The organism is Maribacter sp. PR1 (assembly GCF_028464145.1).
Classification (GTDB): domain Bacteria; phylum Bacteroidota; class Bacteroidia; order Flavobacteriales; family Flavobacteriaceae; genus Maribacter.
The window spans coordinates 210148-236076 of sequence record NZ_JAQPCG010000006.1 but is presented as its reverse complement, the minus strand read 5'-3'; the positions used below and the strand labels follow the sequence as shown (position 1 = coordinate 236076).

The following is a 25929-nucleotide window of genomic DNA, read 5'->3' as shown; positions in this document are numbered from 1 at the left end:
CTAACCTATAGGTTTTATTTTAAAAATCATATGCTTTTTCTAAAATGAAAAGTGAGTTTCTTGCTTAATCTAAAAAGTAACAAACTATTGTTATTAAATTAATTGGAGCACAACCCCCTTAACTACCTCTCGTAATCTTGTTATTCTGTCATATAATATAAAAAGCCATACCTCGTTTTAATCATCTACACAATAGTTGGGAAATTTAAAATTAATCCTATCCTATAGAGAATTACAACTTTTGTTCTAGAAGTATAACTATCTACCATAATATTAAAAGAATGTTAAAGAAATAGGTAGTTTGTCGAAAAAAAAATATTTAGACATCCGTCTAGACCATAACTTTCGTATAAGCTACGTTACCAATTATGTAGTTCATCGAATAAATCATTAATCCTATCGATTTTATAAAATTTCGAAATATTTTTGACAAACCCATATGTCTATTTTACATTTTGAATATTAAATCTTAACCTACAATCCCACTTATGAAAAGATTCTTTTTGTCCCCACCAGCCCAATTACTTTTGGGAACCCTTTTAGTTTTTTGCTTTTCCTGTTCTAAAGATGCGGATCTTCTTTCTGAATATGTAATTACGGATGACGAGCAGGTGTTATACGCTCAATATATTGTTGATGATAATTATTATGTTCGTCCAGGATCCAGTGTGGTATTGGATGTTTTAACCAACGATATCATTGATGATCAGGCTCAGGTAACGATAACTAACACCTCTGAACCTGAAAATGGTACTATCCAAATAAATGATGACAACACCTTAACGTACACCCCAACTACCACCAATGTTGACGAGGGAAGTACTAATAATGAAGAAACCGGACCTGTAACCGATACTTTTGACTACACCACAGAAGTTGTAAATGAAGATGAGTCAGTAACCACGGATACGGGTAATGTAAAGGTTATTACCAATGATATTACCTTTGATTTGAATGTTAGGGATTTTGGAGCAAAAGGTGATGGAGTTTCGGACGATAGAGTTGCTTTACAAGCTGCTTTTGACGCCGCAAAAAATTCTGGAACCCCTTCCGACCCCTCAGTTATTTTTGTTCCTTCTGGCACGTATCTTGTTAGAAAGCAAAGCGAGAACAGGTTAAAAATGTATGGAAACACCATTTTAATCGGTGAAGGGGAAAACTCCGTTATTACCATTCCTCCTGATCCAGTTTTAAGTTGGGGTACAATCTTGTTGGTTAAAGATGCCGATAACTGGGAAATAAGAAATTTGGTAATTGACGGTAACTGGAATAATGTAGTAGGTACAGCAGAGAAGGGTGTTGCTAATTTACTCATTGATAACTGCAACTACTTTACTGTAGACAATTTTACAGGCAGAAATTCTTGGTACAATAATATTCAGATTAAAAATGCCACTCACGGAGATTTTACTAATAACAAACTAACCAATTCAGATTGTCAAATACAGACTTACGGTAACACTGAGTATATCAATATTGATGATAATTTTATGGATGGCCATCATTGGTCGGAGCCTATAGCCTTTTATAGAGGCAGTCATAACCATTTGAATATCCGTAGAAATACAATAAAAAACAAAGGATATTCGCACGGCATATTAATAGGTAAACCTGATGAACCAGCAGCTATTCATCAGAATATTCTAATAGAGGATAATGTTTTGTATAAAATAAACAATGGTATTGGAGTGAATTACGGTATAAATAAAAATGTAACTGTTCGTGGAAATAGTCTTTATGTTGAAAATGAAGGTATTGGTTTGGTCAATTGTACTAATTGTGTTGTTGATAAAAATACCATAAGTACCAAATGGGGTGGAGTACCAAGTGTTTCTCAAGGTAAAACTTGGACTGGTGAGGAAGATGCAGAAGGAGGAGGTCAAGATGCTATTGCCATAACCAATAATAGTGGAACTGTAATAAGCAATAACATTATTACGTGGTACGGTTATATGTGTATAGATATAAAAGGCTCTACAAACGTAAGCCAAAACAATAATTCTTGTCCTGATTAATATCTGCAATTATGCTAAAATTGTCAACTGGTGACAATGAAAAAGCGAGGCGATTCTTCAATTTTGGAATAGGTAAATAAACTTTAGCCTTTTAAGGAAGTAATATTAAATTATCTCCTTAAAAGGCTAAATAGTATGGAATGCAGAAGAAAATCACCTTTTCCTAAAAAAGTTTTGCATATTTATTTGCAATTAAGGCCCAGGTATATCTTCCTTCAGCAATTGCTTTCATACTTTCGGCATTTTTATTCAGTCCATTTTGGGAAATGTTTTTAAGGATTTCTACTAAGTCCTTAGCATCTGAAAAATAAAATGCTTTCTCCTCCGTAGTAAAATGATTGGTAGGTACGTTAAAAGCCATAATAGGCAAATTTAAGTTCATAGCCTCCACCAAAGAAGGTGCCGTGCCACAAAACGTATGGCTATGGATATAAAGTTGTGCGTTGCTCCGTATGACATCCAATTCATGAAGGTCATAAACCGCATCTTGCATGTAAATGTTTGGATAACCCGCATATTTTATTTTTAGTTCCCTACCGTATTCAAACTTGTCATAGTTGGAAACCAATACTAGATTTCTTTGTGGTAACTGGGTGTAAGCCTCCAGTACCAGATGCAAATTATTATCTACTTGCGCCCTAGAAACACTTACGTCATAATCAACAGTTAAAAATGGATATTTTGCAATAAGCGAAGTATTTTTTTCTTTTGCTGATGTATGGTCCCCTCCATACTCTATTAAAAGACTTGGTTTACTGTATTCCTGATGGACATAATCAATGAAATGTTGATTATCGGCAACCATAACGGTTGCCTGATTAACAGCAATTTTTTCGGTTAGTTTTAGGTACCACTTCCCAAATGCCCCCCATTTGTCCCGTTTCCATTCCAAGCCACCAAAATTGATGACCGTTTTTGTTTTTCTAAAAATATTTAGAAAAGGCAGAACAAGGCAACCCGGAGTTCCAAGAATCAATAATGTATCATACTTGAACCAACTTAAAAAAATGGCGCTTACGTCATAAACGATGCTTTGGGCCCCATTTGCCTTAAAAGGTAAATACCGTAGGGTGCATCCATGATATTTTTGAATACGTTGCTCTTTAGGTACGTTTTCACAGAAAACGGTAATATCAAATTCATCACCCTTTTCTTTGGTCAAATAGAAAACCATGGTCTCGAACCCGCCATAATTGGCGGGCAAACCTACGGACCCTATTATAGCAACCTTCTTTTTTTTTGTCATTGATTATATGTAATCTTGATAATAATTCTCAATGTATTCCTTAAGGGCAATACGCCAATCGCGCATTTCATTGACTCCTCTAAGGTCTAGTTTTTTGGTTATCAAACGCTCGGAGGGGGGGCGTTCCGCATAATAGACGTCCTTAAAGTGGTCCGAACTTACAGAGGTAATTTTAATTTCATCTTCCAATTTTAATAATTTAACCAACTCTTCTGCTACTTCCAATCTACTTGTTTCACCTCCGCATACACAATTGTAAAGCCCCCAATACTCTTTTTCAATCAAGTTTTTTACGGTTTTTGCGAAATCGTGGGTATAGGTAGGTGTACCGTCCTTATCGTTTACAATGAATAGCTCTTTTTTACCGTCTTTCAATTGCTTCATTAACTTTTGAATAAACTTCTTGTCCTTTTTGGGACCGGAGCCCATCATCCAGCCGGCACGGCAAATCACAAAGCGCTTTGCATTTTCGCAAACAAAGCGTTCTCCCATATATTTAGAACGCGCGTAAACGCCTAACGGGTTTGGTAAATCCCAATCATCGTAGAGATCTTGTTTTCCATCAAAAATACCCGCCGTGCTTATATATAACAACGGAATATCCATGGCATTGGCCAAATACACAGCGTTTTCAACGGCCATGGTATTGGTAGCATAGGTATCATCTACATGTTCCTCACAAAATTCCAAATCGGTATAGGCGCCTAAATGAAATAAATAATCAGGTTTAAATTCTTCCACCTCTTTTTTATAGGCATTAAAATCACGAAAATCCAAATAGGAAAGCCAGGTTTCGTTTACGTCCTTATCGGAACACTTAATGTCGTACTGATCCTTAAATTGGGTATAAAAGGCTTCTCCTAACATACCGCCACTTCCAGCGATGTAAATTCTTTTTTTCATGTTTATATTTAAATATTTATTAATTTCTATACTTCAATATTTTCCCAGGAATTCCACCCACTATAGAATTGGGGGGGACGTCCTTATTGATTACAGCTCCGGCAGCTACTATACTGTTTTTGCCGACAATTACTCCGTCTAAAATTTTAGCGCCACTCGCAATCCAAACCCCATCTTCTATAACCACACCTTTTCTATTTACACCCTGCATGTTAATTGGCACATCTAAACTTGAAAAATTATGATTTTCAGAAAATACTGAACTATTTGGACCAAAAATCACATTATTTCCTATCACAACCTTGCCTCTTACTTGAATAAAACAATTTTGAGCAAAACCAACATTATTACCTACTTTAATGCCTTGGCCTAAATGACTTATTACACCCGTGCATTCGATAATCGTGTTATCGCCGACCGACACATTATTTCCAAACATTAAACCTTCTTTGCACAACGCGTTAATAAAAACATTATTGCCAATAATTATGGTTCGTCCAAATGAAATTTTTGATTTTGCGGTAATTTTTACATTTTTCCCTAAAAAAATTAATCCCTTAGACTCCTTTAAAAATGGTTTTAAAAATACTCCCCTAACCGCCTGAATACCTTTTGAAAAAAGAATACCAATAAGATGATAGGAACTTATTGATTTATCAAGTTGGTAGCCATCTCTGCCAAGCGAAGTGATTACCTTATTTACTAGTTTTTTCATTGATAACTCTTTTAAAGATTTTTAGTAATCTTTTTAAGTGCTTTTCTTTGTCACAGTATTCCCGTATCCACTTTATGCAGTTTTCCGAAACCTTATAGTATTCTTTTTCCCCTAAGTCAACTAGTGAAATAATTGTAGCTTCTAAACTTTTAGAACTTAAATGCTCAAAAGTAAAGCCATTATAGCCATTCTGTATAAGTTCTTCTAAACTTCCTATCTTGGAAACTATTACGGGTACTCCTTCCAAGGAGCTTTCAATCAAAGAATTTGGCATATTATCATACCATTTTGATGGAACTACGGAAAAATGATAGTTTCTTAATGTGATATTAACTTCATTAGAGTCTATAACACCTAAAAATTTAATCTGTTTGGAACCAAATCTATCTACCTCCTTTTTCAGGTTAAATCCAAAATCAGAATTAAAATCACCAATTATATCTAATTCAACTTTAATGCCTTTCTTTATGCAATTTATCATTGCATTTATAAGTATATCCAAACCTTTATCTTCGCTCACTCTACCTAAATAGCATAGTCTAATGCCAGCATTCAAGCTTGATTTTTTTTTATTGAGAAAACGTTGGTCTTCTTCTTTGCTAATAAAAGTAGGAACATGATAAAAATTACCGTGTTTAAATTGATCGGTTTTCTTTATTAAGTTCATAGTATTAACAGAAGGTACTATAAAAGCATCTATTTTATTTTGAAAATGACGTATATGATTGAACTTTTGAATGAGAAAATATACGAATGATTGAGTTAAACTGTCATGAACACACTTGTCCATTACGGAGTTGAATCTATTGTCAATACATTTAGTACAAATTTGTCCCTTATTAAAAAAAGTATTTTTGGCACATACGAGATTAAAATCACTTAACCTTAAGACGACTGGTATGTTTAGTGAATAAGCCGCATCAAAAATGGAAGTAGACAATTTTGTCCCATATTGAAGGACGTATACCACATCGGGCCTTTCATCATTTAATAATCCAGTTAATTTTTTAAAAACGTCCTTATTATAAAAGCTATTTTTTACAATTTTTATTTGGTCAGTTACCGAAATACTATTTTTGTTTTCATTTAAATGAAATTTGTCAACAATAGGTTTATAAAAGTATTCAGAATATGGACTTGGTTCATTATTTGGATAAGAGGCTGAAAATGGAATGACAGTATGTCCATTATTTTCAAAGAGACGCTTTACATTGAATAAATAAGTTTCTGGACCGCTACCATGATAATACCTATAATGAACAATTACAATTTTCATGTTTACTAATTTTACAAATTCTGGAGAAAATTTAGAATCACAAAATAAATCTTGAATTAATGGATTTTACTTTCAAATAACGTTTCATAGAAATTCATTGCTTTAAACAATGACAAATTAATTTTTTATAAAGCTGATTTTTCCATTTAACCTAGTGGATTCTATTAGTTTAGTTTTCCCAGAAAAATAAATAGTTTGTTGCATGGTCAGATTTTAGAAACGCAAATAATATTGCAAGGTGAAGCAAGATAAACATTATTAAAAGCAAAATATTCATTATAGTTTTTTGGTGTTTATACCAAAAATAATAAAGGAAATATGCTGAAATCACCAACTGCATTACTATAAAATACCTTGCAGGTCTTTGCATTAAAGTATTTGTATAGGTGATAAAGAACAATAGGACTCCAATAAAAAATAGATTATAATATTTTATAAACGTAGTCTTTTTGAAGTATGTTTTAAGTTTCTTGCTATGAATAATTATCAAAAAGTAGATTACAAATGGGCCATAATATCTTATTCCCTTACTATAATCCATTTGCCAAATCTCCATTCGGGAAGCCAAATCTCCATACCTGTCTCCATAATTGAAAATTTCAATTAAAAAGGTGATTTGATCCATAAGAGCGTCCCAAACATTTACTTCAGCTAAAGCCATTACGGAAAACAATAATAGTATCTGAAGTTTAATACTTTTAAAGAAATCTTTATCTGAATTTAGGATGAAATACAATGGAATAAACATTATTGCGGACTTATGAAATATTAGCCCTACAAGCATTAAGGAGAAATAAATTAAAATATTCTTTCTATTGGCAAATTGAACAGCCAATATTAAAATACACCAGACTACGCTTTGGCGTATTTCATTCATCATGGTGAAATACAAACCCCCGGTCATGATAATAAATGCCAAAAAAGGATATAAATAGCGCTCCTTTTTAAATGCATAATAGATAAAAAACAGCTGTAAAAAAGCAAAGAAGCCAAATACCCATGCGAAATGAGCATTTAGATTTGCAAAAAACTTAAGAATCCATACAAAGCCGATTTCGTAATCAGTTAGAGAGCTTACAAATGGATGATTATTCACATATTTTATGGTTTTTAAATAAGTAGGATAGTCTACACCAACATCATATCTTATACCACAGATAAATGCAAATACCAAAATGGTGGTCATTATTTCTAATTGCCAGAAAGGTTCTTTTTGGGTCATGCCGTTATTATAGGTGTATGTATATCTTGCACCTAAGAAAATCATGATTAACATTAACCCCCCATAAACAACGAAGCTTTGTAACATTTTATTAGTTAAATTATTATCTAATTTTCTGCTTTATCCTCTAAATAGCTTATAGAGTGCTAATATTGATCTTGCTTGTTTGGTTCTTATTAATAGAAGGATCAGTTGCTGCTTTAAAGGCACTTCCTTTATTGGATAGCTTGCAAGACGTTCCCAAATCGGGTCACTACAAATTTCTTTGACCAGCTTATATTTCTTTGGATATCCAATATTAGATCTCGCAATATTCCCCAAATTAAATTTTATATAGCCAATAAAAAATTTATCAATTCTATCTTTATAAATACTACTATCATACCCCAATTCATTTAGCCTAACTAGAATGGCCTCATATAATTTTTTTTGCTTTTCAAGACGATCCGCCCTAAAGCTCTTGGTCAAGGAATCTTCATTAAAGCAATAGTAGTAAAAGGAATCTGGAATAATGGCAATTCTCGTTGCATTGGATAAATAATCGATATCAAAAATTATATCCTCCGACAAATACTCACGCTCGGACCAGAATTTAATATTGTTCTTTACAATTATTTTTCTGGAATAAATAGCATGCCATACGGACATCCTATATTTTCGTTCTACCTTACTGGAGGGTTCTGTGGCAATCATATCCAATAGGACCTGTTGAATTTTTTCAGGGGTATCAAAAAGAGTAAATTCCGATACCTCGCTAATAGGTATTATGTTCAACTCCGCATCTACATTATTAAGGCCACAATAAACAGTATCCAAAGAATTATCCAATGCCGTTTTGTAAAGTTTTTGGTACATGTTTACGTCCACATAATCGTCAGAATCAACAAATGCTACAAAATCCCCAGTTGCAATTTCCAATCCGGAATTTCTTGCAAATCCTAATCCTGCATTTTCTTTATGGATTACTTTTATTCTTGAATCTTTTAGGGCATAGGCATCACAGAGTGATGGACAGTTATCAGGTGATCCGTCATCTACCAAAATAATCTCTATATCCTGTAACGTTTGGTTCAAAAGTGAATTTAAACATCTATCCAGATATTTTTCAACATTATAAATGGGAACAATAACGCTAACTTTTGGCATTTTTATAGAATATTATGAGTTGGATAATCCCTTTGATTGTTTTGAGAATAGATTTTTGAAGTGTTTGAATCTACTGCGTATGGCCATTTTTTTTCGAAAATTATAATAGGAATTTAGCAACACATATAAATAAGCCAAGTGTTTAGGGTATTCCTTAATTTTAATACCTATATCTGTTCTTTCCGTAAATGTTATGAACTTTGCCATTAAGGCGTCCATACCATACTCTGCAACATATTCTTTTGTTTTTTGACGGTGTTCATTAAAGTCATTTTCGTTTAGATGATATAATTTTTCAATCAAACCAACAATAGGTTGGCCAGGATCATATCCTAAATGATCCCCGCATGTGTAATAGGGGATGTCATACAGATAACCATATGAATTTGGCTTATCATTATAGGCAATGGCAGGAATACAGGGTACCCCATAGGAACCAGCCTCTAGCAAAGCCGTTCCCATTCCATGAAATACAAAGGTATCTTTGAGGACTTCTGGAATTTTATCATATGCAATACCACCATGTACCTTAATACTACCCTCATATTCTTTTTGTGCGGCCAACGCTAACATTCTGTCTTTTAGGCCACCATGCCCATAAACCTCCCAAGTTACATCCAACCCTTTACCGATAAGCTCTTTCACTACCTCAAACATATACAAATTATAGCTTTTAAACGGTACGTACCTTCCAATGGATACAATCTTTAAACTTTTCGGTTTTCCGTTATACGATTTCTCAGGTAAATTGATGGCTAAAGGCCATATTATAGGGTCATTAAAAGTTTTTTGCGCGGTACTCTCAATTCCCTCAACCGTTTCCTTTGACATGAAAACACGGGTACCTTTTTTGAGATAGTTTTTAAAATAATTTAAATAGAGCCGCCCCTTTGAATTTATATCCCCCCCTGTATTAAATTCCCTAGAATGGTAAATACCGGAAAAGAAATTTATATTTTCCCTGTTTTCAAGTTTTGAATATAGAATCCCACCAATTAAACAAGATTTTGGGCCAAATGTGTAGACACAATCTATCTGTGGGTTACCGACTAGGGCCAACACCTGTTTCGGATTGAAAATAATAGAATACTTATTTTTAGGTATGACCAGTTGAACACGTGAATCCAAAAGAGCGGACATATCACCATCTTTTTCAACATATAAGAGGACCTCATGATCATTGTTGACCAACCAGTTGCCCATGCGAACAATTAACGTTTCAATTCCGCCACGGTCCAAGTGCTCATAAACTAGTAAGTATCTCATTTTTTTTCTTATTAATTGTTTGGCAGGTGACAAACTGAGTAATGGCTCATTTTCCTTTTTTAATAAATTTTGAGATGATACTCTTGATATCAATTCTTTTATCCAATTCTTTAAAAGAATACCATGAAGAGACAATTATAAATGGAAGCCCACATAGATAAGCCCATGGGGTAACCACAAATTTAATAATGCCAAAACATATTAAGGCTAACGAAAATTGGAGTATAAATATTTTATAAAACTCAGGACTAAACTCGAACTTATATTTATACTTGGATAAAAGTAAAACCTGAATAAAATAAAGAACATAGTTAATCAAAAATGAAATACCCAAACCCTCTAGCCCCATTAAATGGTATCCCAATAAATTTAATCCTAGTCCGTAGATATTAGAAGCTAATTCATTCCAAAAGAATAATTTTGAAGCTCCTTTGGCCAATAAAATAAAGGCAATGGACCAACTTGCTGCTTTAAAGTACATTCCCAAGGCCATCCAATGCAACATGGTGTCTATTGGCGCGAATTTGGTAGAATAAAGTAAAATAACGATCCAATTAATAAATATCAGGAACACCACAAGTACCGGGGAAAGTATTAAAATGGCAATATCCGCTTGTTGATTAATCATTATCCTTGCCTTGGCATTATTATGGGCTACGCCTGAAAGACGGGGATAATAATCTGTGGACATGGCTGTAAAGACCAAGCCTACATACGTATTTATAATGGCAAAACCAGCACTGAATAAACCAACATCCTCTATACCTCCTGTATTACTAATGAAAATCCTAATAACATATGATGCTCCAACTACCATAATCCCGCTTAGGCTTAGCATAAACCCCATAATCATCATCCCTTTGCCACGTAACTTTGTATCTTCTATAGACACATCAACTTTAGCTATTTTAATTTTGCCAGAAAAGTACTTTGTTACAACAAGAGTTATTATAGTTGTTAGTATAATGGCCGGAACAATGCCATCTATTTGATAATAATAATATAACGGTGCGGAAACTAGTAGGCCAAAAGCAGAACCTAACATATTTGCTTTTGCCAAATAATTTAGCCTGCGTAAGCCCTGCAATAAAACATATTGACCACTAGTTAACTGGGTAAATAAAAGTGTGATAGAGAGCCACCTAAACGCGAACGAGTATTCTGCATTTCCAAACGATAAATCACTAAGCCAAGGTGCAAGAAAAAATGTAACAATGGAACCCAAAAGTCCGGTAAACCACACTAAACGTCTAACCACGGTAATAACCTTCGCAATTTCCAATTCATCACCACTGCCATAGGCTGCTGCAATATCCTTTACCGATGATATTCCTAAACCGAAATTAGTAAGAGAACCAATAAAAGTTGTTGTGGAGGTGAGCAAGCCCGCTATTCCCATCCCTGAGGGACCAAGTAAAAGGGCAATAATTTTAGAACGCAGAATGGAAATAACAATATTAAATACCTGGACCCCTCCAAAAATGGAGGTGGCCTTCATAATTTGTCTATAACTATTATTTTCGTTCGAGACTTCTTCCTTAGCCATTGTAACTATTAAGTGATTCAATAACCATGTTGATTTCCTCATCGGTCATGAAAGCACTAATTGGTAAACTCAGCACTTGTTTGTGTATTTGCTCAGTAATAGGGAAGGATAAGGAATTAAATTCCTTGTAAGCTTCTTGCTTGTGCGGAGGGATTGGGTAATGAATTATAATTTGAATATCATTCTTTTGTAGATAACTCTGGAGTTTATCCCTATTCTCTGTTCGAACCACAAATAAATGCCAAACATGCCCTTCTTCATCTACTACTTCTGGTAGCATAATCAACGGGTTATTAATTTTTTTCAGATAGCGATTGGCTACTTTTCTTCTACCTTCAATATCCGCTTGTATATGCTTTAATTTTACGTTCAAAAAAGCCGCTTGAATTTCATCTAGTCTGGAATTTAACCCTTGATATAGATTCTCATATTTTTTATGCGACCCATAATTGGCAAGTGCCTTTGTGGTTTGAAATAATTGTTCGTCCTTCGTAGTTAATGCTCCCGCATCTCCCAATGCACCCAAGTTCTTGCCTGGATAGAAACTATGTCCTGCCGCATCACCAATAGCTCCTGAAATTTTATTGTTCCATTTCGCGCCGTGAGATTGCGCTCCATCCTCTATCAGTTTCAAATTATGCTTTGCACATATATCCAACATTTGTTGATCAATAGAAATCTGACCGTATAAATGAACGGTTAATACCGCTTTTGTTTTTTTCGTAATTACAGCCTCTATTTTGGTAGCATCTAAATTATAGGTTTTGATATTTGGCTCCACAAAAACAGGAATTAGATTGTTGTCCGTAATGGCCAAGACTGAAGCGATATAGGTATTCGCTGGAACTATGACCTCATCTCCTTCTTGCATAATTCCAAGCTCCATATACCCTTTAAAGATTAAGCGCAAGGCGTCCAATCCATTTGCCACACCTAAAGTATGTCCGCTTCCACAAAAATTATTATAGTTGCTTTCGAAAGTCTCCAATTCTTTACCCATTAAGTACCATCCGGAATCAATGACTCTATTTGCAGCCTCTTTAAGCCCTTTTGCGTAATGGGCGTTAATTTTTTGAAGATCTAAAAATTTTATCACGTTAGTTTTCTTAAGGTTTAAGGGAAATGTTAGATGTTTTATTGTTTACGGGTCTGCTATATTTGAGATATTCAAAAAATATTATGAATTTCAAAAAAGGTCTGAAAGAACTATATCAAAGTTGAATGTGCAATTATAACTTGGATTCAATTAACTTTTTAAGCCCTAGAACAGTATGTGAGTTTTCAATTTCATCAGCAGATAGTATAATTCCATATTCAGTTGAACTAAAATCGATTATCATAAGAACAGTCATTGAATCCCAATTGTCAAATGATGAAAGCTCATTTTCTAGTTCTATACTATCCACTTCCAAAAACTCCTTCATGGTTGGTAGGTAATTTTCCATAAGCATTTATTAATATTTTTTACTACAATTTGTTTTATTTGTAACTATTAAAAATTTAGGGGGTTCGATAGTTATTGTCAATTAATAACTTTATTGATTAATTTACTTGGCTAAAATAATTCATCAACATTTTAATAACGCAAGTTTTTGAATTATGTTCTAACCAATTTATTTTTTTCAATAATTTTATATAAAAAACCAAGAATTGTCTGGATAAAATAATTAGTAAATACTAATTAGGCGAGAATTTAGCGTTCGATAACTTATGGTTTTACATTAAATAATTTTAAATATTTTTCACGATGTGCCTTAAAATTCTCGTAGTCCGATTCAAAATAATGATTAAATTCATCTTCCCCAGTAAATTTAGGCTTGTAAGATTTAGCATACCACAAAACTCGTGTATTTTTTTTCTTAGTTTCCATTTTACATAAGTTAAAGCCTAATTCCTCAAATGCTAAACCTTTTGTAAACAATTCGCCCAAAACGGCATCATTGGGCCCAGCTTCGGGACTATACAACCAGCTTCCGAACTCAAAGGTGTCGCCTTCCACATTGTAAATTCTATTTAAGCCCAATCGGGTTTTCCCATCCTTCTTTAAATTAATTATGTAGAAATCCTTACCATTCTTTTCCCTGTTTTTATATTCTTTCAACCAGTTAATCTGCTCCTCCATATCGGTACTTGTAGGATTGATATGTTTCGCAAGTTTTTCATTGTTCCTTAGAGAAAGTATGAATTCCGCATCCTCCATTTCTACCAGACGGAAATAGCTATTGTACGCCTCTGTGGGCAAAATTCCATCAATAATCTCTTTTCTATTTTTCATTATTATTGTTTTGAGTGGCTTTTTATTTTTGTAATACTTAATATGAATTCAAAAATAATTAAGTTTTTATAGACTTTCCATTACGCTTTCGGTTGGTAAATAATTCATTAATAATTGGTAATTTTCAGTTTTAATTTCGTAAGTATCTACAGAAAACGCCCTTGCTCCAAATGTTTCTTTCCAATTCAACAATTCAAAGTTCATACAGTCAGAATCAAAGGACGTTCCAAAATCAAAATAGTTTTTATGCTTAAAAACTGATTCAATAAGTTCCGAATATAGTAAATCTGAGGCGCCAGATTGTTTTCCAAGTTGATTGGCTGAGTTATACTGTACCCTAGCAACATTTCGTGATTCAAAAATAGTGGTACCGGCGATGATTTTGCCATTTAAATAAGCATTAAATTGGCGAATATTTTCTGGGAACGAATCATGTAATTGTGTTATTTCTTGAAGAGTATGGGTAGGATATGCATTGTATCGTTCTTTCAGATTTGGAATTAAAATTTCATTCCAATACTCATCAAACTCAGAAACTTCCTTTACCATAATTCCCAATTGTAAGGCCTTATTACGATTTCTCCTTCTGTTCTTGGTATAGCTAATTCTATCCTGCAAATTAATAACGGATACTATTTGTCTCAAATTGAGCTCCGCCTTTAGTAAATGAAGACCATAAACAACTTCATCCGAAGGAATAGTGTTATAAAATTGATGGAATTCTTGGAATATAATTTTATGAATTTCAAGAGATCTTAAAAATTTCAATAATTCAAAAATAATTAAAAGTATCCTTTGTAATTTTTCGTCTTTTTGTAAAATAAGGCTACCATAACTCAGCCCTAGATGAGAGGCAATAGTCTGACTATCAATTGAATGTGCTGGTAGTGCTGCTATTAGTTTATGTTGGTCAAAAACCACCACGGAAAAATCATCAAACTTATGTTTGTGATAGTCCATAAAATCTCTTTTGAACAAAAAAGTAGAATTTTTTGAACAATCAATGAATGTATCCCAAGCATCTTTATCGCTGGCTAAATATTTTCTTACTTCAATCATTTATAAAACTTCCTAATTTAAAAGTATTATTATTTATGCAATTACCCATAACATCTTCGATATCATTCATGATAATATAGCCATCCAGAGATTTTACCCAAACACCATCGCTATCTACGTTCAAAATTCTACCGATATCTGTCTGGACATCAGATTTATGAAAAACTACTTTTCCAACGGTATAGTATTCTTTCCGATATCTAATTTGAGGAAGTGGATAAGGAAATTGTAAAACCCTAAACAATCGCTTGCAGTGTTCAAAACCATTATTAAAATTAATAAGGTTGTGTGTTTGGCTCCTTTTGCCTACCCAACTTGCTTTGCTCTTATCTTGTGGTTTGGAAGTTATTTCTCCGATACTGTATTTATTAATTATCTGACCCAAATTTTCCTCAATATAGGTATTCATAAGTCCCATGTAATGTGTAGCCGAGGAGGTATTATCGTTTACAAACTTCTTTTGGTGAATTATGGGTCCATCGTCCATAAATTGATTCATTTCAAAAATTGATAGCCCTAGTTTATTTTCCCCATTCATAATTGCCCAAGCAGTGGAATGCCATCCCCGATATTTAGGCAATAACGAATAATGAATATTGATTATTTTATACCTGGACAACAGTTTTTCCTCGATCAAAGGCTCATATCCGGCACATATGATAAGATTACAGGTAAATTCGTCAAAGGAGTTAACTAAATTACTTTGATCTGATAGTAAATCAATAACATTACCATCAGTGGAAAGGCACTCTAAATTATAAAATTGTTTTAGACTTTTTACAGCAGCTACAGCTCCCCATCCTTTTCCGGCAAATCCAATTTTATTATCTTGCATATTCTAAGAAGGAATCATAATCCCTAATGTAATCCGTTGGGTCATATTTGTGAGAGGCTAAGACCAAGCAAATTGCTCCTGATGAGAAATTAATTTCAGACGCCCAAATACCCGGAGGTATATGTAAACCTCTATATGGTTGATTTAGCATCACGGTTTTTTTTACTTTTCCGTCGTCTAATTCAACCTCAAAACTACCTGAAGCGGCAATTAAAAATTGGTGGCAGTTTATATGTGCGTGAGCTCCTCTGCTTATTCCACCTGGAATATCATAGAGATAAAATATTCTTTTGGTCTCAAATGGTATTTCAATGTTATTTTCTACTGGAGTTATATTTCCTGCTCTATTTTTAATTTTTGGAAGTTCTATTAAGGAGCATTCAAATACAGTTTTTTTCTTCATTTAGACTTTAATCTTAGAAATTCATCTTTATCTCTTATATAATCGTCTTCATCAAAAACGGTATCCGAAACGAGTAAGGCTACGCTATTGGTTGCAAAATTTTCCATGTAACGCCAAATTCCCTTGGGAACAAAAAGGCCATAATATGATCGATTCAAATTATGGGTAATTTCACTTTGCCCATCATTTAAAATGACATCAAAACTTCCCGATAGAGCGATTATAAATTCGTTAGATTTTTTAAAAGCATGACTTCCCCTAATGGCACCACCGGGAACATCATATATCCAATAGGTTCGTTTGATGCTAAAAGGGATATGACCGTCATTTTCAAAGAGACTTAAATTTCCACGGTCATCCAAAATTTTTGGAAGCTCAATAATTTTTGGTTTATGGATCATCATTTTGGACAATATATATTGAAAGAATCAAACATTTTAAATCAATATGGGTGTGCTTGGATTATTTATTTTCATTAAGCAAACCGCCAATGAATCCTTCCAATATGGAATTTCTACCTGGTAAGCTTTTTTTATTTTTTGTTTATTCAATACACTATAATGTGGTCTTTTTGCTGGTGTTGGATATTCTTTGGTTTCAATAGGAGACACATCTATTGTGATATTTTCGATAGAAAAAATAGTCTTTGCAAAATCAAACCAACTACAAACACCTTCATTGCTATAATGATAAACTTCCACAGTATCGTTTTTTATTTTTGGCAGAATATCCAAAATTGTTCTGGCCAAATCTCCGGCGTAAGTGGGTGTGCCGACTTGGTCAAAAATAATGCTCAATTGGTTACGCTCTCTTCCCAAACGCAACATAGTCTTTACAAAATTGGATCCATAACTTGAAAAAACCCAAGAGGTTCTAATTATTATTGAATTAGGGGGATTTAGTTCTAACATTGATTTTTCACCAGCTAGTTTGCTTTTACCATATTCACATTTGGGGTTGGTATCGTCATCTTCGGTATATGGTCTATATGCCATTCCGTCATATACATAATCTGTAGAGATATGGATAAGACTAATACCGCTATCGTTTGCTATCCTTGCCAGATTGAATACTGCCAAGTTATTTACCTCATTGGCTTTAGTGCTCTCATTCTCGGCTTTATCCACAGCGGTATAGGCCGCACAGTTTATTATCACATTTATACCAAAAGATTTAACAAATTCATTTACGGCGGTGAAATTAGAAATGTCTAATTGCTCATAATTCGTGCAATAGAATTTAAAATTTTGGTACTGCACTTTTAGAGCCCGTATTTCTGAACCTAACTGTCCTTTTGATCCGGTAACTAATATATTCAACATAAATATTTATTCGAAATAATCGGCATTTTTAAACAATGGTAAGTCAGCATCTTTTAAGGAAAACTCCATTTTTCCTTTATCCATTTTCCAGTCGATTCCCAACGTAGGGTCATCAAATGAAATACCTCTTTCGCTCTCTCTATTATAATAATTATCTACCTTATATGCAAAAAGCACTTCTTGACTAAGTACAATAAAACCGTGGGCAAAGCCTTTTGGAATCAACAACTGTTTTTTGTTTTCACCCGAAAGCTCAACTGCGAGGTGTTTCCCAAAAGTTGGTGAGTTTTTTCTAATGTCCAGAGCTACATCCAAAACCTTACCTTTCATAACCCTCACAAGTTTGGTCTGAGCGGATGGATTCATTTGATAGTGTAAACCTCTAATTACCCCTAAGGTAGATTTTGATTCGTTATCTTGGCAAAAATCTATCTTATATCCTAAAAAATCACTTAACTTATCTTCTCTAAAAGTTTCGGCAAAATAGCCGCGTTGATCTCCAAAAATGTTTGGTTCACATAAAATTAAATCAGGTATTTCCAATCTTGTAAAATTCATACTATAATTCTTCTGCTCTTTGTATTAAATATTGACCATAGTTATTCTTCTTAAGAGGGTCGGCTAGTTTTAATAATTGTTCTTTTGTAATATACCCTTTTTCATATGCAATTTCCTCCAGACATGCTACTTTGAGTCCTTGCCTATTTTCTATAGTCTGTATGTAATTTGAAGCTTCCAAAAGGGATTCATGAGTTCCGGTATCTAGCCATGCATAGCCTCTACCCATAAGCTCAACTTTTAAGCAATCCCTATCCAAATATTCCTTGTTCACAGATGTTATCTCCAATTCTCCTCGATGGCTTGGTGTTACATTTTTCGCAATATCAACAACACTGTTTGGATAAAAATAAAGTCCGACTACGGCATAATGACTTTTAGGATTTTTCGGTTTTTCTTCAATACTTAGTGCGGTTCCATTTTTGTCAAAATCAACTACTCCATAGCGTTCAGGGTCTTGAACGTAGTACCCAAACACTGTAGCTTTTCTTTCATTAGTGACATTTGAAACGGATTTTTTTAGTAATTCGGTGAATCCATGCCCATAGAAAATATTATCTCCTAAAACCAAACATACATCATCCTTTCCAATGAATTCTTCTCCAATTATAAAAGCCTGTGCTAAACCATCTGGTGAGGGTTGCTCTTTATATTCAAATCGCATTCCAAAATCTGAACCATCACCAAGCAATTGCTTGAATCGGGGTAAATCCAAAGGTGTAGAGATAATCAAAATATCCTTAATCCCTGCCAGCATCAGAACTGATAAAGGGTAATAGATCATTGGCTTATCGTTGATTGGTAACAATTGCTTAGAAGTTCCTTTGGTTAATGGGTATAATCTAGTACCTGAACCTCCTGCTAAAATTATTCCTTTCATAAAATTATGTATATTGCTCTTTATAATATTGTTGGTACGCACCACTGGTTACATTTTTTAACCATTCTTCATTGTTGAGATACCAATCAATTGTTTTAGAAAGTCCTTCTTCAAATGTTACTGATGGACTCCAACCCAGTTCTTTTTGGATTTTGGAAGCATCGATTGCATACCTTAAATCATGACCAGGCCTATCTTTGACAAAATTTATTAATTTTTCACTACTGTTTGTTTGACGGCCTAACTTTTCATCCATAAGCTTACAAAGCAACTTAACTAAATCGAGATTTTTCCATTCATTGAAACCGCCAATATTATAGGTCTGTTTGTCTAATCCTCTATGATATACTAAATCTATTGCAATGGCATGATCTATAACATAAAGCCAGTCTCTGGTATAATTGCCATCACCATAGACCGGCAAAGGTTTTTTGTTTATAATATTATGTATGAACAATGGAATCAACTTTTCGGGGAATTGATTTGCCCCATAATTGTTGGAACAATTAGTGATGACATAAGGCAAGCTGTATGTTTCTCCATAAGCTCTTACAAAATGATCGGAACTAGCTTTAGATGCGGAATATGGTGAGTTGGGTTCGTAAGAAGTTTCTTCTGTAAATAAACCAGTTTTTCCTAAAGTTCCATATACCTCGTCCGTACTTATATGATAGAAGCGTTTTCCACCCCACTTATCTCCCCACAAATTCCGAAAATTATTAAGTAAAATCATAGTACCCAAAATATTCGTTCTGGCAAAGGATAAAGGATTAGAAATTGATCTGTCTACATGGGATTCTGCGGCCAAATGTATAACTCCATCAAATTGATATTCGTTGAAGATTCTTGACACATACTTTTCGTCAGAAATATCTCCATGAAGAAAAGTGTAATTATCCTTTTCTTCAATGTCAATTAAGTTTTCTAAATTTCCAGCATAGGTAAGTGAATCTAAATTGTAAATATGATAATTCGGGTATTTTTCAACAAATCGTCTTACAACATGGGAACCAATAAAACCAGCACCTCCTGTGATTAATATTTTTCGTTTTTTTAATTCTAGATTTTTCATTAGCGTATTTTTGAAATATCTTTTTTGTTAAATGATAGGCGGCGCTTTACAATTAAAATATTAATTGCCAACACAATCTTTATCTGATTATCGAAAATTGTTTTACGTATACCATTGGTTAAGGAACGAAGAGAGGTAACTATTATTTTATGTAAGAGGCTTTTTTAAAAGCTTCCATTCTCTTCTGAAGGATTTTCTTTATCTCAGAATCATCTTTATTTTGATTTGAGGTATTAGAAATTTCGTCATTATTTTTTTTGTCATAAAAATAAATCGATTTTGAATTATCTTCAGCAACAACTGGTTTATTCAAAACTATCTTAGAATTATTATATTTAGAATGGGCCAAAGTTTTTTCTTTAACTCTCGAGGGATTGGATAGTTTACTAATTAAACTTGCACCTGATTTTGTAAACGGGAAAAGATACATGGTTAAACTTGTAAGTATAAATACGACTAGTTGAACATTAATATTTAGACTATCTGTGGCAAAAACTACTCCAATTACGGCCCAGTTCAGCATCATTATCACAGAGGTCGACTGTCTATGCGAAAGACCTAAAGTTAAAAGTCTATGATGTATATGATTCTTGTCTGGACTAAAAGGGCTTCTTTTTTGTTTCGCCCTAAAAATAAAAACTCTTAAAGTATCCACTAAGGGAAATGACAGAATAGCTAAAAGCATAATGGGGGCATTTGCTATGGTAGTTGTTATTTCCTCATTAGAATTCACTGAAAGAAATGAAATTCCTTGATAAGCCAAAAGAAAGCCTACAAACATTGAACCAGAATCGCCCATAAAAAGCTTTTTGTTCAATGATTTAGATAAATTAAACATCAAAAACCCTAAGGTAGCCCCAATAAGAGTAAAGGACACTAGTGCCATTAATGTTTGTCCATTTTGTAAGAAAAAAATACCAAATGTACAGCAACCCATAACCGCAACTGAGCCAGCAAGTCCATCAATACCATCAATTAAATTAAAAGCATTGATAACTAAAATAAAGACGAAAAAAGTAATTAATAGAGATGCAAAATATGGAAGGTTTTGAATACCGAAAAGAGTAAAGAAACTATCTACCCTTAGGTCAGTTGAAAAAACAACAATGCCTGCTGCTATAATCTGTGCTGCTAATTTTTTTCTTGGAGGTATTGCTATTAAATCATCCTTAATTCCCAAGAATAATAAAATTAGAGTTGAGCCAATTATTGACAATAATTTAATTAAATCTGGTCTAACCAAACCAGTCGATAATCCAAATAATATTAAAGGGATAGAGAATGATGCAAATAAACCCACTCCGCCGAGAGTTGGAATATTCATTGAATGAATTTTTCTTCCTCCTGGCTCATCCATTATATTTTTTGTTCTTACCGTGTAAATAATCACAGGAAATACTCTAATGGCAATTATAAATGCCAATAAAAAGGAAAGGGCTGAATAGACATAAGGGCTAGAAAACAAATTGGTTAAGTAGGACATAAATAATTTACGATTGTTTACTTTTTTTATACTTATAGTAAGTGAATATATAGACTTACTTGTTTTTCTAGGGAACTGGCAACTAAGGTAGAAAGCATTATCTAAATAAATGTTAATTATCGATTAAATACCAAAAAACAATATGATTAACCATTTTTAACATGTTCCATATTTACAAAGGCGATTTTACCTTCATCATAAGGATTGAAAGTTTATAACAAATTCAAAGATTTGTTTATTTAGAAACAAAGATTAACTTAATCAACAAAAAAAATAACATGAAACCTCTCAAAACGGCAAAGTTAGATGATTGAGTAAATTTGTTTTCAAGTGCCTCCCTTGTTGCAATGGAATTGAGGCTTCCCGAAAAATGTAACTACACTCTTTTTATGACAACTCTAAATTCAACAATAATTAAGATATTGAAATAAAAGGGTTTGACAATTCGTTACCACGTAATGATTTTTTTAAAATTTGGAGAATTTTTTATGTTCAGTTTTCTGTACTTTAGTAATGCAAATCAAAATGGTTTATGAGTTTTTAAATTTTTTATTTTCATTTAAAATTTCCTTTATTTTTTGGATATTTTTCCGGTTCAACGTTACTTTTTTTAGTTCCATTAACTGCTCTAAATTATGAATGTCTGACCCCAATAAATTGATATAATTTTTTCCGATTAAATAATGGGCAATTTTTTGAACATCTTTCCCATAGTAACTTCCAAGTGAAAGTAAATTTAGTTGTAGCAATATCCCATCTTTTTTAAGTTTTTCATATGAACTCATTTTACGATGCATAAAAAGATATCTTTCTGGATGTGCAAGGGTTGGAAACAATCCCACACTTTTTATTTTACCAATGGAGGTATCAAAATTAATTGATGCTTGTAGAAAAGACATTTCGATTAAAAGATATTTATTAGCAAGGGGCATGATAAGACTCTCTTTTAGTTTAGTTTCAAAATTGGCGTCTATCATATGTTCGGCAGCAGCAGAAATATTTATTTCGTTCATACCTTGCATTTTTAATTCATTTTTTAAAAGTGACAGGGATTTAGAAATCGTTGTAGGTGTATTAGGATAATAATTTTCCATAATGTGAGGAGTACATACAAAATCATTTACACCAAATTCACCAAAACCTTTTATAAGGGCTAACGAATCCTCCACGGTTTTAGCCCCGTCATCAATTCCCGGAAGTATATGATTGTGGATATCCACAAAGCCTTCCAAGTAATCGACCAAATAATTTTTCTTCGTAAAAAAATTGAACATTTTAATTTTTTTTGGGTTTTACTTCCCGATACAGAAATTGGCAAATATGTTGCCTAATAGTTCATCGTTAGTAACTTCCCCAGTTATTTCTCCAAGGTGATACAAGGTTTCTTTAACATCAATGGCCATTAAATCGCTGGGAAGTTCTTCATCCATCCCTGCTTGAACTTTCTCAATGGCTTCAAGCGCGCGTATTAAGGAATCATAATGTCGACTATTGGTTACTATGGTCTCATTATTCCTAAGAGCTCCTGTGTTCACAAATTCCAACAACTGACTTTGTAACGCTTCAATGCCCATTCCAGTTTTTGCCGAAATAAATTGAGAGTCGGTCAGAACATTTTTTATTTCCTTTTCTTGATTTTCCGTCAGTACATCTGCTTTATTCACCAACAGAATAAACGGTTTTCCGGGTTGCTTATTTCTAATTTTTTCAGCTTCAGAGGCAATTAGCTTTAACCTGTCACCTAACAAAGCTTCCTTTTGTAAAGTTGCGCCATCCACCAATAATATGACGACTTGGGATTGCGCTATTTTCTCAAAAGTTTTTTTGATACCTATACTTTCTACTACATCTTGGGTTTCTCGAATACCCGCTGTATCTATAAACCGAAAACCAATTCCACCGATGTTAATTTCATCTTCAATACTGTCCCTGGTCGTTCCGGCAATGTCCGAAACGATGGCCCGCTCTTCATTTAACAATGCATTTAACAAGGTCGATTTTCCCACATTGGGCTCTCCTACTATAGCAACCGGAATCCCGTTTTTTATTACATTTCCTATGGCAAAGGAATTAATCAACCTTTTTAGGACTTCCTGAATTTTATTAACCAGCGTTTTGAACTGTGTCCTATCCGCAAATTCTACATCCTCTTCGGCGAAATCCAACTCCAACTCTATTAATGAAGCAAAGTTTAGCAATTCCTGCCTAAGCTTTTGTATTTCGTTGCTAAACCCACCACGCATTTGTTGCATAGCAATTTGATGATTCGCGGCATTGTCCGAAGCGATCAAATCCGCAACGGCTTCTGCTTGGCTTAAGTCCATTTTACCGTTGAGAAAAGCCTGTAAGGTAAACTCGCCGGCCTCTGCCATTCTACAGCCATTTCTCAAAAACAATTGTATAATTTCCTGTTGAATAAAGGGTGAGCCATGACAGGAGATTTCAAGCACGTTTTCTCCGGTATATGAATTAGGTCCTTTAAATAGGGAAACAAGAACTTGGTCCAATATTTTTTCGCCATCTACTATATGACCTAGATGAATGGTATGTGTTTTCTGATTCGCTAGGTTTTTCCCGCTGACCGACTTGAACAATGCCGAGCCAATAGTAATAGCACGCGCTCCTGAAATCCTAATAACGGCTATTGCTCCCGCTCCTGAAGCTGTTGCCAAAGCTATAATGGTTTCATTTCTATTCATACCGCAAAAATAATCAATTAGGGAGTAGTCTTTGATTCATTTTAAAACGAACATTTGTATTTTTAATTACACAGGTTATCTTATAGGGCTTTAATAGGAAAGAAATAATTATATAATGGATGTTGATTTTTGTAACAAATTCCAATCAATTGCGTCCTATTAATGGATATTCATCATAAATCAATCAAAAATGGAAGTTGTAAATCAAAATATAGCGCTTAGGGAGGATAGAAAATTATTAGTGGTGGCACATCTAACCCAGTATCTGGATTATATAACCGGATTTGGAGGTTTAATAGTTCCACTAGTGCTCTGGCTCACAACAAAAGATTCGGTAATTGGAATGGATGAGCATGGCAAGGCCATTATTAATTTTCAATTAAGTTTAATCTTGTATGTGATTATTGGAATACCGGCTATTTTGCTTTTAGGCGCAGGGATTGTTCTTTTGGTTTTCGCAGGAGTATTATCCTTTGTCATGCCTATTGTAAATGCCGTAAGGGCAGGTAATGGAGAATCTCCAAGTTACTTTGGTACAATACGGTTTATTTCATAATCTTATATATAACAACAAAAAGGGGAACCATAATAGTTCCCCTTTTTTATTTTAGGATGGTTATATTAATTATTGAGCATTACCGGCATTACCAGCATGGTCACATTTTCACCTTCGTCCAATCCATCTATAGGTGTTAGTATGCCCGCTCTGTTAGGTAAACTCATTTCCAGTGAAACTTCATCAGAACCCAGATTATTCAGCATTTCTGTAAGGAATCTGGAGTTAAAACCTATTTGCATGTCGTCTCCTTGATAGGAACATGTTAACCGTTCTTCAGCTTTATTGGAATAGTCGATATCCTCTGCGGATATGTTTAACTCGGCACCGGCAATCTTTAATCGAATCTGGTGGGTAGTTTTATTGGAAAAAATGGAGACCCTTTTTACCGAACTCAAAAATTGATTTCTGGCAATCGTAAGTTTATTCGGGTTTTCCTTGGGTATAACAGCTTCGTAATTTGGATATTTACCATCAATCAACCGACAAATAAGTTCAGTATCGTCAAATGTAAACTTTGCGTTGCTGTCGTTATATTCAATAAGTACATCCGATTCACTACCGGCCAAAATTCCCTTTAGGAGCGTTAATGGCTTTTTGGGCATAATAAATTCTGCAACCTCGGAAGCACTAACATCTTCCCTTTGATATTTTACCAATTTGTGTGCATCGGTAGCAACGAAAGTTAGATGCTCCGGAGAGAATTGAAAAAACACACCGCTCATGACAGGTCTTAAATCGTCGTTACCTGCCGCGAATATGGTTTTGTTTATGGCCGTAGCCAAAATATCACCTAATAATGTTGTGGAGCTGGGACTGGAGAGCTCAACGGCTTTTGGAAACTCCGCACCATCAGCGTATGCCAAGGCATATTTACCATGATTTGAGCTAATCTCCACGGTATGGTTATCCGCAACAATAAAAGTTAAGGGTTGTTCCGGAAAAGTTTTTAACGTATCTAAAAGTAACCTTGCAGGGACCGCTATGGTTCCCTCATTGTCCGAGTCAACATTTAAAACAGAACTCATAGTGGTTTCCAAATCAGAAGCGGATACCGTTAATTTGTCCTTATTCAAATAAAACAAAAAGTTATCTAAGATGGGTAGGGTATTACTGTTATTAATTACACCTCCCAAGATTTGAAGTTGTTTTAATAAATAAGTACTGGAAACAATAAATTTCATCGGTCGTTCTTTGTGTTATTTCAATCTGTAAAGGCTGCTTTATCCTTATTTAAATGGCTTATCACAAACTCTTTTGCCATCAAACAAAGATATTTTAAATGGTTATTTATAGGAAACAAACTTATTAACAGTCTTACCTCATAAATTTACCTACAAAACCGCCTTTATATCAAGGTTGGCTGGGGTAAACTTAAGTGTTTGCTTTTAGAGTTATTAACTATTTCTATTAATATCCAGACTATATATTTCTCTTATCGTTCAACAAAAG

General features: G+C 33.9%; 25 protein-coding genes. 2 read left to right on the top strand and 23 right to left on the bottom strand.

Going from position 1 to position 25929, the window contains the following annotated elements; genetic code table 11:
* The first annotated feature begins 488 nt into the window (after positions 1–488).
* The gene (locus PP182_RS13830) at positions 489–2015 is read left to right on the top strand and encodes a glycosyl hydrolase family 28-related protein (RefSeq protein ID WP_272651856.1); all 1527 of its coding nucleotides are present in this window, start codon (positions 489–491) and stop codon (positions 2013–2015) included.
* Between the two features lie 163 nt (positions 2016–2178).
* On the opposite strand, the gene PP182_RS13825 is transcribed toward PP182_RS13830, so the two are convergent.
* The 22 genes from PP182_RS13825 to mnmE form a co-directional block, all read right to left on the bottom strand.
* A complete protein-coding gene (locus tag PP182_RS13825) occupies positions 2179–3261 on the bottom strand; it encodes a DUF1972 domain-containing protein (protein ID WP_272651855.1) in 1083 nt (360 codons plus the stop codon).
* 3 nt (positions 3262–3264) lie between these two features.
* Complete coding sequence (locus PP182_RS13820; protein WP_272651854.1) at positions 3265–4164, bottom strand: SDR family oxidoreductase; 900 nt, start codon at positions 4162–4164, stop codon at positions 3265–3267.
* A 19-nt stretch (positions 4165–4183) separates the two neighbouring features.
* Positions 4184–4879 carry an acyltransferase gene (locus PP182_RS13815; RefSeq protein WP_272651853.1) on the bottom strand — a complete coding sequence of 232 codons (696 nt, stop codon included), beginning with the start codon at positions 4877–4879 and terminating at the stop codon, positions 4184–4186.
* The gene (locus PP182_RS13810) at positions 4860–6155 is read right to left on the bottom strand and encodes a glycosyltransferase family 4 protein (protein ID WP_272651852.1); all 1296 of its coding nucleotides are present in this window, start codon (positions 6153–6155) and stop codon (positions 4860–4862) included. The genes PP182_RS13815 and PP182_RS13810 overlap by 20 nt, the downstream gene beginning before the upstream one ends.
* A gap of 169 nt (positions 6156–6324) precedes the next feature.
* Positions 6325–7464: an EpsG family protein gene (locus PP182_RS13805; protein WP_272651851.1), complete on the bottom strand. Its 1140-nt coding sequence runs from the start codon at positions 7462–7464 to the stop codon at positions 6325–6327.
* Between the two features lie 33 nt (positions 7465–7497).
* Positions 7498–8523: a glycosyltransferase gene (locus PP182_RS13800; RefSeq protein WP_272651850.1), complete on the bottom strand. Its 1026-nt coding sequence runs from the start codon at positions 8521–8523 to the stop codon at positions 7498–7500.
* 12 nt (positions 8524–8535) lie between these two features.
* Positions 8536–9789: a glycosyltransferase gene (locus tag PP182_RS13795; RefSeq protein ID WP_272651849.1), complete on the bottom strand. Its 1254-nt coding sequence runs from the start codon at positions 9787–9789 to the stop codon at positions 8536–8538.
* Positions 9790–9835: 46 nt separating this feature from the next.
* Entirely contained in the window at positions 9836–11335 is a 1500-nt protein-coding gene (locus PP182_RS13790) for an O-antigen translocase (protein ID WP_272651848.1), read from the bottom strand.
* On the bottom strand, positions 11328–12431 hold the full coding sequence (locus PP182_RS13785) for a DegT/DnrJ/EryC1/StrS family aminotransferase (protein WP_272651847.1): 1104 nt from the start codon (positions 12429–12431) through the stop codon (positions 11328–11330). The genes PP182_RS13790 and PP182_RS13785 overlap by 8 nt, the downstream gene beginning before the upstream one ends.
* Before the next feature lie 133 nt (positions 12432–12564).
* Positions 12565–12780 carry an acyl carrier protein gene (locus PP182_RS13780; RefSeq protein ID WP_272651846.1) on the bottom strand — a complete coding sequence of 72 codons (216 nt, stop codon included), beginning with the start codon at positions 12778–12780 and terminating at the stop codon, positions 12565–12567.
* Between the two features lie 263 nt (positions 12781–13043).
* Positions 13044–13610, bottom strand: coding sequence for a GNAT family N-acetyltransferase (locus PP182_RS13775; RefSeq protein ID WP_272651845.1), 567 nt, complete (start codon positions 13608–13610; stop codon positions 13044–13046).
* Between the two features lie 66 nt (positions 13611–13676).
* Positions 13677–14669, bottom strand: coding sequence for a GNAT family N-acetyltransferase (locus tag PP182_RS13770; protein WP_272651844.1), 993 nt, complete (start codon positions 14667–14669; stop codon positions 13677–13679).
* Positions 14662–15504 (bottom strand): formyltransferase family protein, encoded by an 843-nt coding sequence (locus PP182_RS13765; RefSeq protein WP_272651843.1) that lies wholly within the window; start codon positions 15502–15504, stop codon positions 14662–14664. The genes PP182_RS13770 and PP182_RS13765 overlap by 8 nt, the downstream gene beginning before the upstream one ends.
* Positions 15494–15907 carry a sugar 3,4-ketoisomerase gene (locus tag PP182_RS13760; protein WP_272651842.1) on the bottom strand — a complete coding sequence of 138 codons (414 nt, stop codon included), beginning with the start codon at positions 15905–15907 and terminating at the stop codon, positions 15494–15496. The genes PP182_RS13765 and PP182_RS13760 overlap by 11 nt, the downstream gene beginning before the upstream one ends.
* Complete coding sequence (locus PP182_RS13755; protein ID WP_272651841.1) at positions 15904–16311, bottom strand: sugar 3,4-ketoisomerase; 408 nt, start codon at positions 16309–16311, stop codon at positions 15904–15906. Before PP182_RS13755 ends, PP182_RS13760 begins: the two co-directional genes overlap by 4 nt.
* Positions 16312–16344: 33 nt before the next feature.
* Entirely contained in the window at positions 16345–17229 is an 885-nt protein-coding gene (gene rfbD / locus PP182_RS13750) for a dTDP-4-dehydrorhamnose reductase (RefSeq protein WP_272651840.1), read from the bottom strand.
* Positions 17230–17235: 6 nt separating this feature from the next.
* Positions 17236–17787, bottom strand: coding sequence for a dTDP-4-dehydrorhamnose 3,5-epimerase (rfbC, locus tag PP182_RS13745; protein ID WP_272651839.1), 552 nt, complete (start codon positions 17785–17787; stop codon positions 17236–17238).
* A 1-nt stretch (position 17788) separates the two neighbouring features.
* Positions 17789–18667 carry a glucose-1-phosphate thymidylyltransferase RfbA gene (rfbA, locus tag PP182_RS13740; protein ID WP_272651838.1) on the bottom strand — a complete coding sequence of 293 codons (879 nt, stop codon included), beginning with the start codon at positions 18665–18667 and terminating at the stop codon, positions 17789–17791.
* A 4-nt stretch (positions 18668–18671) separates the two neighbouring features.
* Entirely contained in the window at positions 18672–19739 is a 1068-nt protein-coding gene (gene rfbB, locus PP182_RS13735) for a dTDP-glucose 4,6-dehydratase (protein WP_272651837.1), read from the bottom strand.
* Positions 19740–19881: 142 nt separating this feature from the next.
* Positions 19882–21222 (bottom strand): MraY family glycosyltransferase, encoded by a 1341-nt coding sequence (locus tag PP182_RS13730; protein WP_272651836.1) that lies wholly within the window; start codon positions 21220–21222, stop codon positions 19882–19884.
* Between the two features lie 530 nt (positions 21223–21752).
* Complete coding sequence (locus tag PP182_RS13725; protein WP_330097996.1) at positions 21753–22466, bottom strand: tyrosine-protein phosphatase; 714 nt, start codon at positions 22464–22466, stop codon at positions 21753–21755.
* A gap of 48 nt (positions 22467–22514) precedes the next feature.
* Positions 22515–23921 carry a tRNA uridine-5-carboxymethylaminomethyl(34) synthesis GTPase MnmE gene (mnmE, locus tag PP182_RS13720; protein WP_272651834.1) on the bottom strand — a complete coding sequence of 469 codons (1407 nt, stop codon included), beginning with the start codon at positions 23919–23921 and terminating at the stop codon, positions 22515–22517.
* A gap of 190 nt (positions 23922–24111) precedes the next feature.
* Here mnmE and PP182_RS13715 point away from each other — a divergent pair, with 190 nt between their 5' ends.
* The gene (locus PP182_RS13715) at positions 24112–24477 is read left to right on the top strand and encodes a DUF4870 domain-containing protein (RefSeq protein ID WP_272651833.1); all 366 of its coding nucleotides are present in this window, start codon (positions 24112–24114) and stop codon (positions 24475–24477) included.
* Positions 24478–24542: 65 nt separating this feature from the next.
* Here PP182_RS13715 and dnaN read toward each other — a convergent pair whose 3' ends face one another.
* Positions 24543–25661 carry a DNA polymerase III subunit beta gene (gene dnaN / locus PP182_RS13710; RefSeq protein ID WP_272651832.1) on the bottom strand — a complete coding sequence of 373 codons (1119 nt, stop codon included), beginning with the start codon at positions 25659–25661 and terminating at the stop codon, positions 24543–24545.
* Positions 25662–25929: the final 268 nt, after the last annotated feature.

Coding starts and splice junctions, on each gene's coding strand:
- PP182_RS13830 (WP_272651856.1), top strand. CDS start 489: ATGAAAAGATTCTTTTTGTCCCCACCAGCCCAATTACTTTTGGGAACC.
- PP182_RS13825 (WP_272651855.1), bottom strand. CDS start 3,261: ATGACAAAAAAAAAGAAGGTTGCTATAATAGGGTCCGTAGGTTTGCCC.
- PP182_RS13820 (WP_272651854.1), bottom strand. CDS start 4,164: ATGAAAAAAAGAATTTACATCGCTGGAAGTGGCGGTATGTTAGGAGAA.
- PP182_RS13815 (WP_272651853.1), bottom strand. CDS start 4,879: ATGAAAAAACTAGTAAATAAGGTAATCACTTCGCTTGGCAGAGATGGC.
- PP182_RS13810 (WP_272651852.1), bottom strand. CDS start 6,155: ATGAAAATTGTAATTGTTCATTATAGGTATTATCATGGTAGCGGTCCA.
- PP182_RS13805 (WP_272651851.1), bottom strand. CDS start 7,464: ATGTTACAAAGCTTCGTTGTTTATGGGGGGTTAATGTTAATCATGATT.
- PP182_RS13800 (WP_272651850.1), bottom strand. CDS start 8,523: ATGCCAAAAGTTAGCGTTATTGTTCCCATTTATAATGTTGAAAAATAT.
- PP182_RS13795 (WP_272651849.1), bottom strand. CDS start 9,789: ATGAGATACTTACTAGTTTATGAGCACTTGGACCGTGGCGGAATTGAA.
- PP182_RS13790 (WP_272651848.1), bottom strand. CDS start 11,335: ATGGCTAAGGAAGAAGTCTCGAACGAAAATAATAGTTATAGACAAATT.
- PP182_RS13780 (WP_272651846.1), bottom strand. CDS start 12,780: ATGGAAAATTACCTACCAACCATGAAGGAGTTTTTGGAAGTGGATAGT.
- PP182_RS13775 (WP_272651845.1), bottom strand. CDS start 13,610: ATGAAAAATAGAAAAGAGATTATTGATGGAATTTTGCCCACAGAGGCG.
- PP182_RS13770 (WP_272651844.1), bottom strand. CDS start 14,669: ATGATTGAAGTAAGAAAATATTTAGCCAGCGATAAAGATGCTTGGGAT.
- PP182_RS13765 (WP_272651843.1), bottom strand. CDS start 15,504: ATGCAAGATAATAAAATTGGATTTGCCGGAAAAGGATGGGGAGCTGTA.
- PP182_RS13760 (WP_272651842.1), bottom strand. CDS start 15,907: ATGAAGAAAAAAACTGTATTTGAATGCTCCTTAATAGAACTTCCAAAA.
- PP182_RS13755 (WP_272651841.1), bottom strand. CDS start 16,311: ATGATGATCCATAAACCAAAAATTATTGAGCTTCCAAAAATTTTGGAT.
- rfbD (WP_272651840.1), bottom strand. CDS start 17,229: ATGTTGAATATATTAGTTACCGGATCAAAAGGACAGTTAGGTTCAGAA.
- rfbC (WP_272651839.1), bottom strand. CDS start 17,787: ATGAATTTTACAAGATTGGAAATACCTGATTTAATTTTATGTGAACCA.
- rfbA (WP_272651838.1), bottom strand. CDS start 18,667: ATGAAAGGAATAATTTTAGCAGGAGGTTCAGGTACTAGATTATACCCA.
- rfbB (WP_272651837.1), bottom strand. CDS start 19,739: ATGAAAAATCTAGAATTAAAAAAACGAAAAATATTAATCACAGGAGGT.
- PP182_RS13730 (WP_272651836.1), bottom strand. CDS start 21,222: ATGTCCTACTTAACCAATTTGTTTTCTAGCCCTTATGTCTATTCAGCC.
- mnmE (WP_272651834.1), bottom strand. CDS start 23,921: ATGAATAGAAATGAAACCATTATAGCTTTGGCAACAGCTTCAGGAGCG.
- PP182_RS13715 (WP_272651833.1), top strand. CDS start 24,112: ATGGAAGTTGTAAATCAAAATATAGCGCTTAGGGAGGATAGAAAATTA.
- dnaN (WP_272651832.1), bottom strand. CDS start 25,661: ATGAAATTTATTGTTTCCAGTACTTATTTATTAAAACAACTTCAAATC.